Origin of the sequence: Roseburia inulinivorans DSM 16841, assembly GCF_000174195.1 — a bacterium.
Classification (GTDB): domain Bacteria; phylum Bacillota; class Clostridia; order Lachnospirales; family Lachnospiraceae; genus Roseburia; species Roseburia inulinivorans.
Genome location: NZ_ACFY01000170.1, coordinates 22553 through 37201 on the forward strand (window position 1 = coordinate 22553; position 14649 = coordinate 37201).

Consider the following 14649-nt stretch of genomic DNA (forward strand, 5'->3'; position numbering starts at 1 on the left):
TATGAAAAAGAAAGCACTGGCCAAAGAATTTTTTATGTCCATAAAAAAGACATACAATCGATTCATATCTATTTGCCTGATCGTTATGCTGGGGACAGCTTTTTTTGCAGGGGTGAAAGCAGCAGAACCGGATATGCAGGAATCAGCGGATATCTTTTTTGACGACAGTAAGTTAATGGATATCAGAGTGCTGTCTACATTAGGATTAACGGAAGATGATGTTACCGCAATTTCTGCAATTGAAGGTGTAGAATCTGCGATACCTGTGTATACATATGATGTTTTGACGGAGAAAGATGAAAAGCAGCATGTGATCAAGCTAATGTCAGAAACAACAGATATAAATAAAATCACTGTGACAGAAGGCAGGATGCCGCAGGAATCCGGAGAATGTCTGGCAGACTGGCTTTTGGAACAAAATTATGGGTATAAAATCGGAGATAAGATCACAATCAGCTCCGGAGATGACAAGGCAATTGAAGACATTGTCAATACGCAGACATATACGATCACCGGATTCGGAAAATCGTCATATTATCTTGATCTGACAAGGGATTCCAGCACGATTGGTAATGGTTCCATGTCAGGATTTCTGATTATTCCGGAAGATAATTTTACGCTAGAAGCATTTACGGAAATCGATGTTCTTGTTGATGGTGCGATAGCATTGGATTGTTATAGTGATGCTTATGAAGATGCTGTTGATGAAGTTACACAGAAAATCAAAGATATTGCAGGGGATCGATGCGAAATACGATATGCCGAAGTTGTACGTGAGGCACAGGATGCGATAGCTGAAGCTGAGACAGAGGTTTCTGATGGTGAACAAGAACTTGCAGATGCAAAAGAGGAATTAGAGGATGGATGGGAACAGCTTGCAGATGCAAAGAAGGAAGTTGCAGAAGGCCAGATGGAGCTTGCAGATGCGAAAACGCAGGTCAGTGATGGGGAAAAGGAGCTTGATGCAGCTAAGGATAAAGTTGCTGACGGTGAAAAGGAACTGGCAGACGCAAAAACACAGCTTGCAGATGGACAGAATCAGATCAATCAGGCGAAGCAGCAGATTTCAGATGGTGAGGCTTCTATCGCAGCGTATAATACAGAATTAGACAATGGAAGAAAGCAGCTTGAGAGTGCTGCAGGGCAGCTTACAGATGCAAAAACCGGATTAGAAACATTAAAATCAGGGATTGAGCAGATGGAAAATGCTTTAAATGCCAGTCAGACGGAACTGGATGCTTCCGGTGAGGATTTAAAACAGGCAAGAACAGAACTTGAAGCGAACCGTGGGCAGATCGATGGTTACAGAACGCTTGTCGCAACAATGGATTCACAAATAAATGATCTGCAGACACAGATGGATCTTCTTGTTGAGGGCAGCGAAGACTGGCAGACATTAAATACTCAGATGCAGGCTCTGATCACACAAAGAGATGCGATGCAGGTTGGTATTGCTGAATTTGATCAAAACGAAGCATTGCTTTTACAAAATGAAGCGGCTTATGAAGAAGGAAAAAAGGCATTAGATGCAAAATGGGCAGAGCTTGCTGCATTGAAAAAACATACGACAGCGGCATGGCAGACTACACGGCAGGTATGTCGGCATATGAAGACAACCTGTCAGAATTAAATGCAAATCAGGCGAAGCTTAATGCACAAAAACAGGTATTAACCGAGTCAAAACAAACCATTGCGGCGAAAGAGCAGGAATTAGCTTCTGCACAAAACACTATTGCAGAAAATGAAGCCTCCTTAGATTCAGCGAAAGCCGAAATCGCAGAAAATGAGCAAAAATTAAATGATGCACAGTCAGAGATAAATAAAAATGAGAAGAAACTGGCAGATGCAAAAAATGAAATCAAAGAAAATGAACAAAAGCTGACAGATGGCCAGGCTGAATATGATGCCGAATATGAAGAAAATCATCAAAAGCTTGAAGATGCGAAGGCTGACATTATCCAGGCGAAAGCAGATCTTGCTGATGTTGATGTACCGGAGTGGTATGTACTCGACCGTAATTATATCACTACCTGTGTTGCATATGCCCAGGATTCAGAACGTATAGGAAATATTGGAAATGTTTTTCCGGTTATATTTTTCCTTGTGGCAGCACTCGTCAGTCTGACAACGATGACGAGAATGGTGGAAGAAGAACGTGTTCAGATCGGTACACTGAAAGCGTTGGGATATAGGAAATCCAGTATTGCAGCAAAATACGTCATGTATGCATTTCTTGCTACGATGTTAGGCGGCACGATCGGTACTTTGATCGGACAGATTATTTTTCCGGCAGTCATTATGAATGCCTATAAGATCGCATATGTTACATTGACAGATTTTGTGACACCGATCCATTTAAAATATTCTCTGATTTCAATGATCGCTGCGGTTGTTAGTACCACGGCTGCCACGCTTGCGGCATGTTACAAAGAACTTCTTGCTGCACCGGCGGAATTGATGAGACCGGCTGCACCTAAAATCGGAAAACGGGTTTTTCTGGAGAGAATTACATTTATATGGAAACATCTTAATTTTTCCAATAAAGCGGCAGTGAGAAATCTGTTCCGATACAAGAAACGTTTGTTTATGACTGTACTTGGCATTGGCGGTTGTATGGGATTACTGCTTGTTGGATTTGGTGTAAAAGATTCCATCATGACGATCGGAGACAGGCAATATAATTTCATTCATACATACCAGGTTAAGATGACACTGGCCGATGCGGATACGGATGAAGAGAAACAGGAAGTTTTAGACAGTGTTCTTAAGGAGTCGACGACAAAGGCAGCTATGCTCAGTCATGAATCTACGATTGATGCATGTTGTGGAGCCAATGGAGAAAAGAAGCAAAGCACGTATTTGTTCATCCCATCCGACGCGGATGAGTTAGATGAATTTGTATCTTTGCAGAATCGTATATCCGGGCAAAAATACACGTTAGATGATGAAGGTGTGATCATTTCAGAAAAGCTGGCAACTTTGCTGGATGTATCCGAGGGTGACGATATTTATCTTGAGGTTTCAAGCTTAAATTATAAACCTGTTAAGGTAATGCACATTGCGGAAAATTATTATTACCATTATGTTTATATGACACCGGAATGCTACCAGTCATTATTTGGGAAAGATATTGAGTATGATGAAATATTTGTCGTAAATAAAGACCCGGAAGATATTTCTTATGAAAATGATTTTTCGGCAAAATATCTTGATAACAATGCAGTGTCAGGAATCACATTTACGCGTACAATATCAGACCGGATAGAATCAATGATCACAAGTATGAATATTGTTACCTATGTACTTGTTGTGTCTGCAGGACTGCTTGCATTTATTGTTTTATACAATTTAAATAACATTAACATCAGTGAGCGTCAGAGGGAGCTGGCGACGCTGAAAGTGCTTGGCTTTTATGATGGGGAAATATCAATGTATGTATTCAGGGAAAATATTATGCTGACAGTGCTCGGTACAATTTTTGGTATTTTCTTTGGAATATGGCTGCACCGGTTTGTCATCTTAACAGCAGAACTTGATATTATGATGTTTGGCCGGCAGATTTATACAAAAAGTTATATCTATAGTATTTTACTTACAATCGGTTTTTCTATTATTGTGAATATCGTGATGCATTGGAAAATGAAAAAAATAGATATGATCGAATCATTAAAGAGCGTCGAATAACTTCTGCTTGCGTATATTATTTGCAGACAGTATAATCGTATGGTCAGTCAATTGACATATATGAATACTAAGAACTAAGGAAGAACTACTGTATGTTAAATAAAAAAGATTTCTTAAAATATGCATCGACATTAGCATTTCCGATTATGCTCCAAAATCTGATCGGAACATTGGTAAACATCGCCGACACGGTAATGCTTGGTTACGTGAGCCAGACTGCCATGTCGGCTTCATCGCTTGCGAACCAGTATACGTTTATTCTTTTTTGTTTATATTATGGAATGGCAACAGGTACTTCGGTTTTATGTGCCCAATACTGGGGAAAAGGTGATAAAAAGACGGTAGAGAAGATTCTGGGGCTCGCAGAACGGATTTCCCTGATTATCTCTCTTGTATTTTTTGTTATCTCCTTTACTATGCCAACGGCAATTATGAAGATTTTTACAAACAGTCCTGAGACGATCGCTGCAGGAAGTGAGTATCTGAAGGTGATTTCATTTTCATTTGTATTCATGGGATTCTCACAGATTTTTATGAGTGCGCTCCGAAGCATCGGAAAAATCATGCTGCCGTCGGTTACGTATATTGTTTCGCTTTGTGTGAATGTATTTTGTAATGCAACCTTTATTTTTGGATTGTTTGGCCTTCCAAAACTCGGTGTTACCGGTGTTGCACTTGGTACGGTGATCGCCAGAATCTCAGAAGTGCTGATCTGTCTGATTTATTCATTGCGCAGTTCGGACGTCAGATTCAGAATAAAATATTTTTTTGCTAAATCAGATATTCTGTTACAGGACTTTATAAAAATTGCAACTCCGGCGGTGATAAATGACGTTGTCTGGAGCTTTGCCAATTCAGCGTTTGCTGCAATTCTTGGTCATATTGGTGATGATATGGTTGCAGCAAATGCCGTTGCTGTTATGGTGGTAAATATCGGTGCTATCGCCTGCCGCGGTTTTGCCAACGCTACCACGATCATTGTCAGCCAGGAGCTTGGGAAAGACCGCATTGATACAGCAAGAGAGTACGGAAAACGAATGCTTACAATAACATTTATTGTCAGCCTGATCGGATGTGTCGTTATTCTGGCGATCCGTCCTATGATACTGGATTTCTACCGGGATAAATTAACAGAGACGGCTATTTATTATCTTGGCATTTTTATCATTATGACAACCTGGCGTTTTGTGGGCGAAGGTATTAATACCTGTCTTATATGCGGCTGCTTCAGGGGTGGCGGTGATGCCAGATTTGGAATGATCGTAGATACCATATTTATGTGGCTTGTTGCAGTCCCACTTACCTTCCTTGCAGCATATGTTTTCAAACTGCCGCCTGTCTGGGTATACTTTGTCATGACACTGGACGAGTTCGAAAAAATGCCTGTGGTATTTATTCACTATTTCAGAAATAAATGGCTTACGAATATTACCAGAGATTTTGAGTGATGGCCTCAGAAATAAATGATTGACAAATCAACATGAACGGTGTATATTTTCAAAATGAACAGCGTTCAGATATGAAAAATAAAAGAAATGCCGGAATGTCAAAGGGGGAAATTATGAATCGTCTTGCTACTTCAAAAGAAGATATATTGGCTGCCAGCAGGGAGCTGATCAAAGAAAACGGGTGGGCGGCTGTAAGCATAAGATCAGTTGCAGCGAAATGTTCCGTTTCAGCCGGTACGATTTATAATTACTACGAATCCAAGGCAGAGCTGCTTGGTGCTACCATTGAGAGTGTCTGGCAGGAAATCTTTTTTCATCCGGAAGACGAGCAGGTATTTCATGATGTTACAACTTGCATTTCATGGATTTATGAACGGTTCAAATATGGCAATAAGCGGTTTCCGGGATTTTTCTCTTTACATTCCTTTGCTTTCATGAAGGAAGGAAAAGATGACGGAAAGAAAAGGATGATGCGTACATGGGGACATATTTTAAATGGACTATGTGAAGTTTTAAAAAATGATCATAAGATCCGTCCGGGCGTATTCGATGAGAATTTTACAGAAATGCAGTTTGCAGAAATCCTGTTTTCCCTCATGCTGGTATCAGTGATCCGCGAGGATTATGATCCGTCCTCTGTGTTAATGCTTATCAACAAAACATTATATTAAAAGCAGTTATTGTTCACATTGTGTGTGATCAGTAACGGAAATTCTCCCACTTTGAAAGTGGGAAAATTTTTGAACCAAAATGAACAGCGTTCATATATCGTGATTTTTAAATGTTTGCAATTAGGTTGAGACTGTTTTCGCAGTGCAACGTAATTCAATATAAAATTTTAAAATAAGAAAGGAAATTTATCATGCAGGCAATTGTAGAAACTTTATTTGACACCGTATATTTAATCTCGGTAATCACGATCGGAATTTTAATGATCAGAAAGAGCAAAGGAAACCGCCAGTTTACTATGTTTGGAATTATGGCAGTTCTTTTGGGAAGTGGAGATGCATTCCATCTGGTTCCACGTGCACTGGCTCTTTGCACAACAGGTCTTGAGAACTTTACTGTACAGTTAGGACTGGGCAAATGGATCACATCTGTAACGATGACAATCTTTTACGTTGTACTTTATCACATCTGGCGTGAACGCTATCAGATCAAAGGTCATAATGCAGCGACAGCAGCTGTTTACAGTCTTGCAGGATTAAGAATTATTTTGTGTATGATGCCACAGAATAACTGGCTTAGTGCATCAGCTCCGCTTTCCTGGGGTATTTACCGTAATATTCCGTTTGCACTGATGGGAATCCTGATCATTGTTTTATTCTATAAAAGCGCAAAAGAGAACAATGACAAGTCTTTCCGCTTTATGTGGCTGACAATCGTTTTAAGCTTTGCATTCTATATCCCGGTTGTGCTGTGGGCGGATGTCATTCCGATGATCGGTATGCTGATGATCCCTAAGACATGTGCATATGTCTGGACAGTCGTGATCGGTTACAATGCGATGAACAAAGAGATCGCTTAAGAAAAACTTTTTTGTGTAACAATAAGAGGGCATATGTTCATCGACGGTGAATAAAGTAATAAAAACGCTGAATTTAAAAAAAACAGTGATTTTCTTTTGGAAAAGTAGTATTATTTCACTGTAGATGAAAGGAGTGTGTGGATATGGAGCCATATAAAGCAAAAAAAATGCCTTTAGAATACAAAATTGATAAAGAAATGCTGATGTTGATATCAGAAGCAAATGTGAAGTATGGGGAATATAAGTCTCTTTTAAACACTTTGGAATTTGATGCAGGTTTCTTCCTGGATTCTGTTATTTTGAATGAAAGTTATAAATCAACACAGATCGAGGGTACCCAGATTTCACAAGATGAGATGTACTACCTGAAGTACATGGAAATAACGGATGATAGCAGAGAAATTCAAAATCTTAAAAAGACAATAGAATATGCATCTTCAAATTTACAGGTGGGAAATAAGATCAGCTATGAGCTTGTCAATGAAATGCATAGGATCATACTGGATAGTGTCCGTGGATCACAGCGAACTCCAGGTCAAATAAGAACTACACAAAATTGGATCGGACCAAGGGGATGTACCATTGATACCGCAACATTTGTTCCGCCAATTCCTGAAGAGGTATATGGATTGCTCAAAAATCTATATGAATACATGAATGATGAATTTGAGGATCCGTTGTTGGTAAATATTGCCTTATCGCATATGCAGTTTGAAACTATTCATGCGTATAAGGATGGAAACGGACGTCTTGGCAGAGCCTTGATACCGGTACAAATGGCGATGTTGGATCAAAGCACACCTATTTTGTATATGTCAGAGATACTTGAGTTATATAAACCGTCATATCAGAGAAATCTGATGGAATGTAGACGAGGAAATGTATCAGGATATATTAAGTTCTTCTTACAATGTATTATTGACCAGTGTAATGCATATATTTACAAGTTGGATAGAATCAAAGAAATATATAAAGAAGACATGAAAACTATTGAAGCAATAAAAGGTAATTCTGTTTATAAGATAATGCCGGTTATCATGAAACAGATTGTTTTTACTAAAAAAGAGATTCAAGAGTTATCTGGGGTATCTCCAAATGTTGTTTCAAAAATTATTAATCAGTTAGTTGATTTAAATGTAATTATTCCTGACTCAACAAAAATGAAAAAGGGATATAGATACCAAAAAATATATGAAGTATTTGTTGGAACAAGAGAATTCTAACAAATAGAATGATTCCCCTAAATTAATTAGGTATTGCATCACAGTAGTATAGAACAAGTCCCCTTGCAACTTTCCTGAAACCATGCTATATTCCCATCTTTGACAGTTGGAAAACAAAAAACGGTTGTATAGCTAGTAAAATCAAGGCTGGCAGCCGTTTTTTGTTTTCTGATTTTATATGATGTATGATGAAGCATACAATCTCGCAATGGGATTTTTTTAGAAGGAGCAGTAAAAGAATGTCAAAAGATGAATATTTGATAACAGATAAACCTCTTAAAGCGTTGACTATTTTCGCAATGCCAATGATTCTGGGCAGCTTTTTTCAGCAAGTCTATAATATGGCTGATTCGATTATCGTCGGTCAGTTTGTCGGTTCTTCTGCACTGGCAGCAGTCGGTGCCTGTGCGGCACTTACGAATGTTTTCATATGTGTAGCACTTGGTGCCGGTGTAGGTGCGGGAGTGCTTGTGAGCCGCTATTTTGGTGCCAGAAATTACAGTAAAATGAAAACGATTGTGTCAACATCACTGATCAGCTTTTGTATTTTAAGCATACTCCTGGGTGCGTTTGGATTTGGGTTTTCCCGCCTGATGATGAGCTTGTTACAGACACCTGCTGATATACTGGACGAAGCAGTATTGTATCTGCAAGTCTATTTTGTGGGATTTCCGTTTCTTTTTATGTATAACATTCTATCTACCATGTTTACATCAATCGGCGAATCAAAAATTCCGTTAGGACTTCTGATATTTTCATCTGTATTGAATATTTTTATGGATCTTTGGATGGTAGCGGATCTTGGAATGGGTGTGTTCGGTGCAGCTCTTGCAACGCTCATCGCACAGGGTGTTTCCGCAGTGTTTTCGTTTTTGATTTTTCTATACCGGATGCGTCGGTATAAGTGCCGGTATAGATGGTTTGACAGACAGGAGTTACAATTAATGCTTCGAATTGCTATTCCATCAGTTCTTCAACAGTCTACAGTATCAATAGGCATGATGATCGTACAGGCAGTTGTAAATCCTTTTGGTACACAGGCACTTGCAGGTTACGCAGCAACGATGAGAGTAGAGAATGTTTTTTCATTGATGTTTGTATCGATTGGTAATGCAGTTTCACCATATGTTTCCCAGAATCTTGGTGCAAATAAAACCTCACGTATCAAAAAAGGCTATCGTGCGGCATTGTTATTAGATACATGCTTTGCAGCTCTCGCTTTCATAGTTATTGAAACACTGCATACTCAGATCTCATCATTATTCCTGGGCAAAGACGGAACAGCCCTGGCATATCAGGTGTCCGGTGATTATATGAGATGGCTTGGTTATTTCTTTATCTTTATGGGTATCAAGATGGCAACAGATGGGGTGCTTCGTGGCCTTGGAATTATGCGTCCATTCCTTATTGCGAACATGGTAAATCTTGCAATTCGTTTATCGGTCGCACTGATTTTTGCACCACGTTTTGGTATTGCATTTGTCTGGCTTGCTGTACCTGCAGGCTGGCTTGCAAACTTTTTGATTTCTTATGCAGCCCTTAGAAAATCATGGCCGACTGATGAAACAGAACGTGCTGTATCATAGGCTGCATAGATTGGAAGGAGTATTTCCACGTGGATACGATTTCAGAAAAAGACACACAAAGTGCAGATGATAAAAAGAAGGAGAAAATTTCTTACATAGAGGCGATACCTGAATGGCAAGCTTTACGTCGGGAATATAGAAGTCAATTACTTGCGCATTGTGTCGGATAGGTCGGGCGGTTATTCGGGCAAGTCCACCTTGCCAACAAAAGAATAATAAATCTCAATGTCCTGTCTGCGGGTATTGTTCTCGTCATAGCTGCACTCATGCACAACGATTTTCTCTACAAACTCCCGCAGCAGAGTAGGGGTAAGTTCTTCAAAGCTGGTATGCCGCCGGACAACATTCATAAACTTTTCTGCGTTCACTATAAATTGCACTCACTATGGATTAACAGAACGCCTAAAAATAATCCATGTACTTATGAAGTAACAAATCAATAAAATTGCCAAAATCCCCATTGTTGCCCCTATTTGTAACATCAGTGCACCAAACCCGATATAGGCTGAAATTTCTGCTGATATGGTTTGGATAAAGTAAGCTATTACAACAGCAGCTACAATGATTGCTGTGATAATTGGAAGCCCAAACCAAACACTTAATTGTTGCAAGATAAGTTTTCCGATATGCTTTTCTTCCACCCCCAATTTTCGGAGTACAGAGAAACGATACTTATATTGTCCTGCGTCTAAGAGTTGTTGCAAAGAAAGTACGGTAAGACATATAACCATCAGTACGACAGCACCATAAATCATTGCAGTCTGTAAAATAAAGTTATTTGCTATGGAACTATTGATTTGCAGTGTGCTAAAACGCACGCCATAAATAGCCCCGGTTTCTGCCTGCTCGGGATATTTTTCTGTAAAAAGTTTTTCCAGTTTCCTTGCATTTTCATAGGAGATATTTTCCGTTGTTGTAATATATCGGTTTTTTATTACTGGCAACAGCTTTTCACAAATATTGTCTGGAAGTACATACAATACATTTGTATAGGAATTGTACGCTGTTTCTCCAATCGGATCCTCATAATAGGACTGCCCGGAAAGAGTCAATTCTCCTGCGTCAGTCATAATGCTGGTGTGTTCTTTCAAAAAGTTATCCCGTTCTTCCTCGGTGGCGATTGCTTTCCATTGTGTTGTAAATTCATCTTCCTCCAGAGAAATCTGTTCGTAACCCAGCATTTCCCGTATAGTGTTATAATCACTCAAAGAAATTGCCACAATCGGAAAATCATATTTCTGTCTGTTGTGAAAATCATCTTTCTCTGACAGATATAGATTGAACGTGCAATCATAAACTGTATCTATTTTGTGTTCTGTCAGAAACTCAGTAATGATTTCATAACTGTCTTGCGGCAGATTTTCTTCTTCATATACGTTATTATATCTTGAATATACCTGCACATCATACATAGAGCGCATATCCAAATAACCTGAAGCCCAGCCCGTCAAAATAGGGGCGGCAATAAACATGAAGATTGCAAGGACAAGGGTTATACAAATCAGCGTCATTGTTTTGCTGGTTGTATTTAGTTTTGATATAATTTGCCCGAAAAAGAACAGGTTTTCTCCCTTGTATCTATGTTCCGGCGATTTTACTTTCCATGCTACAATCAAGCTGCTGGCAAGATAAATCAATGCACAAATAAAGAAGAGTAAATCAATCAATACAAATACCAGATATTGATTCAGTATTCCACCATGTAAAGGCAGATAGTATTGATTGGTAAGAGCAGGTACGCTTGCTGCTAAAAAGACGTGCAATACAGAACAAATAAGCAGCCCATCAATCAACTTTTGAAAAGCAATTTTTTTCTTTTTCAACATCCATAATGCCGCCCAACCTAATGTAACAACAGGGAGCAAAATATTTCCCCAATACATGATTTTCACCGGGAAAACAAAGCGGGAGTCATAATAAAATCGGACATTTTGTATTCCTGAAAACAATTCCCATAAAGTAAACATTAAAAATAGAATTACTACGACAGGAATGAATCGGCTCTTTTTCAATTCTGGCTCATTTTCTTTCTCTGCGGAAAGCATATCAATAATTTTTGTTTTCTGAATGGTACGGGTATTGAAAATTCCTACCACAAAAAAACTTGCCACAAAAAATACCACTGTCAACAAAACGGTATCCGGGAATAATGTCCATGAGATTTCATAAGGCTTTCCATAAGCAGTAAGGAGCATTGCGGTAATGAATTGAGAGCAAAATACACCGCAAAAAATACCAATCAAAATGGAAAACATACCCATAATCAGTGTTTCTGCAAAGAAAATCCTGCCAATGGTTTTTTGTTCCATTCCCATAATGGACTGGACAGCAAACTCTTTTTGCTTCCGTCTTAGCATATAATGATTGACGAACCGTATCAAAAATAACAACAGCAATGTTATCATGCAGATTGCAATTTTCATTCCGTCACTTAACAGAGTAAAATCATACTCGCTGCCTATATCCGGGCTATAATAACTACTGGAAATAGACAAGAACGCATAAAACAAGGTAACACAGATTGTCATTGTGACAATGTAGACCAGATAGTCTTTTACAGACTGTTTTGCATTTCTGAAAACAAGTTTAGCATACATGGCTCTGTCCCCCTCCGATCATGGTAAGGACATTCAGAATTTTATCAAAAAAATCACTTCTGCTGTCGTTGCCCTTGCGCAGTTCCATAAAGATTTCTCCGTCTTTCAAAAAAAGAATACGGCTGGCATAGCTGGCGGTAAAAGCGTCATGAGTTACCATAAGAATTGTCGCCCTAAGCTGTTCATTGATACTTTGAATGGTAGACAGCAGCATTTGTGAGGAATGGCTGTCTAATGCTCCTGTTGGCTCATCTGCCAATAAGAGTTTCGGATTGTTGATAATTGCTCTTGCACAGGCACAACGCTGTTTTTGACCGCCCGATACCTGATAAGGATATTTGTTTAGAATATCGCTGATATTCAGCTTTCCGGCTATATCCAAAATGCGGGGTTCTACACTCCCGGCAGGGACTTTATTGATTGCTAATGCCAGTGCAATGTTTTCTGAAATTGTCAATGTATCCAGCAAATTGAAGTCTTGAAATACAAAACCTAAATTCTCTCTGCGAAAGCGGGCAAGGGATTTTGGGTTGATTTCCGTTATATCTGTTCCCTCTAAAAAAATATGCCCTGCACTTACGGTATCAATCGTAGAAATACAGTTGAGCAGCGTTGTCTTTCCAGAACCGGACGCACCCATAATTCCGAGAAATTCTCCGGCTTCCACAGAAAAACTAATATCTTTAATGGCTTTGGTAATATTCCCCTCATTGCCATAATATTTCTGGATATGCTCCAGCTTCAAAATTGTATTCATCGGATAAACCTCCTTAACTGTTCCATACCCATATTGTAAATGGAGTATATCATTTTTTGTATCAAGTTTTCTTACACAGTTCTTACAAAAATGTAAGAAGTGCAGAACCTATCAGCCCTGCACTCCGATAATAAAATCATTCATTTGAAAGATAAGTGAAATCGTTGTTCCTCTGTTTTCGGAATAAGCAGTAAGTCCTATTCCCAGTTGATCACATAGACGCTTGCAAAGATATAAGCCAATTCCAGTAGAATTTTTCCCGGTTCGCCCATTCTGACCTGTAAATCCTTTTTCAAAAATACGGGGTAAATCACTTTTAGGAATACCTATCCCATTATCGCTGATAGATAGCACAATCTTGTCATTCGTTTTTGTCGCCCCAAAGTGCAAAATAGGCTGCTCTGCATGGTATTTGATTGCATTACCGATAATCTGATTTAAGATGAACCGCACCCATTTTTCATCGGTGTAAACTTTTGTTTCTATATCGTCTATCTGAATCGTCATATTGCTTTGACGCAAAAGATACTTATTATCTGCGATTGCACTATGCACAACATCGCATAAATTGACTTCACGGACAGAATAGTCTTTTTCAGCGTGTTCGCTCCGGGCATAGTAAAGCGCCTGTTCTGTATATTGATTGATATTCTCTAACTCTGCCAATACCTCTCTGGAAAAGGGAGAACGGTTATTCTCACACAGCAGCTTCATGGCTGTAATTGGTGTTTTTACTTCGTGTATCCATTGTTCAATGTATTCTTTATATTCCCTGCGTTCCCTCTGTACTTCGCCAATCCGTTCCAACATAGATTTTTCAGCCATTTTCATAATCTGGTAAAAAACCTGTTCATCAGCCCTTTCCGGCACTTGCATGATTTCCGGCAATAAATATCGTTCTTCTAATTGCTCCGTCATATTGAGCAATTTATTCAGATATTTTTTTCGTGAGAAATAAAATGCCAGCAAAGATAAAACAAGGACAATCGACCAGACTGCAAGAATAAACAGGACTGTTTGGATAGGATTATCGCTTGCAATCAGGAACAAAGCAAGGGCAAGCATACCCAGCAGATTGATTAAAATAACGGGGAGTTGATTTTTCAAATATTGTTTTCCACTCATAATGTATATCCTTGCCTGTGTTTTGTTTTAATGAAATCTACAAGTCCGATTGCTGCCAGTTTGTCGCGAATACGGGTAATATTGACACTTAGGGCGTTATCATCAACATAAAGCTGATTGTCCCAAAGAAAATCCACAATATCATTTCTGGAACAGATTTTTCCAGCGTTCTTAAAAAGGTAGTAGAGGATTTTCAATTCATTCTTTGTCAATTCTGCTTTCTGTCCTTTGTACTCTATCATGCTACTCTCCAAATGCAGGGTAGCTTCTTTCCACATATAAATTTCTGTTTGAGGGGAACGGTAGGCTTTCTTTAACAATGCAGCAATTTTAGCAAGAAGAATAGCGGGATTATAAGGCTTTGTGATAAACGCATCTCCACCCAGCATAATGCTGTTAAGTTCGTCCATATCTGTATTGCTGCTTGTTACAAATACAATCGGAATATCTGAAAAGGTGCGAATTTGAGAGCATATTTCAAAACCGTTATTCCACGGAAGTTTTATATCCAGAATAACCAGATGTGGAGCAGCTTCTTTTAACTGCTCTATTGTTTGGGAAAAATCCGTAACTGCAAATACTTCATATCCATTCCCAGACAAAAGAGTTTTAAGCTGTGTTTGTATCGTAAAATCATCTTCAATGATTAGTATTTTTTCCTTCATAGAGATACCTCCCTGACACTTTATTATACTGTATCA

The 14649-nt window shown here is 38.9% G+C and carries 12 protein-coding genes and 1 pseudogene; 8 read left to right on the plus strand and 5 right to left on the minus strand.

Annotation, left to right across the window (positions count from 1 at the left end; genetic code table 11):
- Position 1: 1 nt before the first annotated feature.
- The 8 genes from ROSEINA2194_RS18565 (at position 2) to ROSEINA2194_RS21410 (ending at position 9639) form a co-directional block, all read left to right on the plus strand.
- Positions 2-1630 carry an ABC transporter permease gene (locus tag ROSEINA2194_RS18565; RefSeq protein WP_044928902.1) on the plus strand — a complete coding sequence of 543 codons (1629 nt, stop codon included), beginning with the start codon at positions 2-4 and terminating at the stop codon, positions 1628-1630.
- On the plus strand, positions 1534-3684 hold the full coding sequence (locus tag ROSEINA2194_RS18570) for an ABC transporter permease (RefSeq protein WP_172727175.1): 2151 nt from the start codon (positions 1534-1536) through the stop codon (positions 3682-3684). The genes ROSEINA2194_RS18565 and ROSEINA2194_RS18570 overlap by 97 nt, the downstream gene beginning before the upstream one ends.
- 92 nt (positions 3685-3776) lie before the next feature.
- Positions 3777-5132, plus strand: coding sequence for an MATE family efflux transporter (locus ROSEINA2194_RS18575; RefSeq protein WP_007890445.1), 1356 nt, complete (start codon positions 3777-3779; stop codon positions 5130-5132).
- Positions 5133-5203: 71 nt separating this feature from the next.
- Positions 5204-5803, plus strand: coding sequence for a TetR/AcrR family transcriptional regulator (locus tag ROSEINA2194_RS18580; RefSeq protein ID WP_049888010.1), 600 nt, complete (start codon positions 5204-5206; stop codon positions 5801-5803).
- Between the two features lie 191 nt (positions 5804-5994).
- Entirely contained in the window at positions 5995-6660 is a 666-nt protein-coding gene (locus ROSEINA2194_RS18585; protein WP_007890447.1) for a hypothetical protein, read from the plus strand.
- A 143-nt stretch (positions 6661-6803) separates the two neighbouring features.
- The gene (locus tag ROSEINA2194_RS18590; RefSeq protein ID WP_007890448.1) at positions 6804-7883 is read left to right on the plus strand and encodes a Fic family protein; all 1080 of its coding nucleotides are present in this window, start codon (positions 6804-6806) and stop codon (positions 7881-7883) included.
- A 239-nt stretch (positions 7884-8122) separates the two neighbouring features.
- A complete protein-coding gene (locus tag ROSEINA2194_RS18595) occupies positions 8123-9469 on the plus strand; it encodes an MATE family efflux transporter (RefSeq protein ID WP_044928905.1) in 1347 nt (448 codons plus the stop codon).
- Positions 9470-9498: 29 nt separating this feature from the next.
- Positions 9499-9639: a hypothetical protein gene (locus tag ROSEINA2194_RS21410; protein WP_007890450.1), complete on the plus strand. Its 141-nt coding sequence runs from the start codon at positions 9499-9501 to the stop codon at positions 9637-9639.
- A 9-nt stretch (positions 9640-9648) separates the two neighbouring features.
- On the opposite strand, the pseudogene ROSEINA2194_RS20740 reads toward ROSEINA2194_RS21410, so the two are convergent.
- The 5 genes and pseudogenes from ROSEINA2194_RS20740 to ROSEINA2194_RS18615 form a co-directional block, all read right to left on the minus strand.
- A pseudogene (locus ROSEINA2194_RS20740) lies at positions 9649-9837 on the minus strand (DUF4368 domain-containing protein); the annotation flags it as partial.
- 15 nt (positions 9838-9852) lie between these two features.
- Positions 9853-12066 (minus strand): FtsX-like permease family protein, encoded by a 2214-nt coding sequence (locus tag ROSEINA2194_RS18600; RefSeq protein ID WP_007890452.1) that lies wholly within the window; start codon positions 12064-12066, stop codon positions 9853-9855.
- On the minus strand, positions 12056-12823 hold the full coding sequence (locus tag ROSEINA2194_RS18605; RefSeq protein ID WP_007890453.1) for an ABC transporter ATP-binding protein: 768 nt from the start codon (positions 12821-12823) through the stop codon (positions 12056-12058). Before ROSEINA2194_RS18605 ends, ROSEINA2194_RS18600 begins: the two co-directional genes overlap by 11 nt.
- Before the next feature lie 111 nt (positions 12824-12934).
- On the minus strand, positions 12935-13948 hold the full coding sequence (locus ROSEINA2194_RS18610) for a sensor histidine kinase (protein WP_007890454.1): 1014 nt from the start codon (positions 13946-13948) through the stop codon (positions 12935-12937).
- The gene (locus ROSEINA2194_RS18615; protein ID WP_007890455.1) at positions 13945-14613 is read right to left on the minus strand and encodes a response regulator transcription factor; all 669 of its coding nucleotides are present in this window, start codon (positions 14611-14613) and stop codon (positions 13945-13947) included. Before ROSEINA2194_RS18615 ends, ROSEINA2194_RS18610 begins: the two co-directional genes overlap by 4 nt.
- Positions 14614-14649 lie beyond the last annotated feature (36 nt).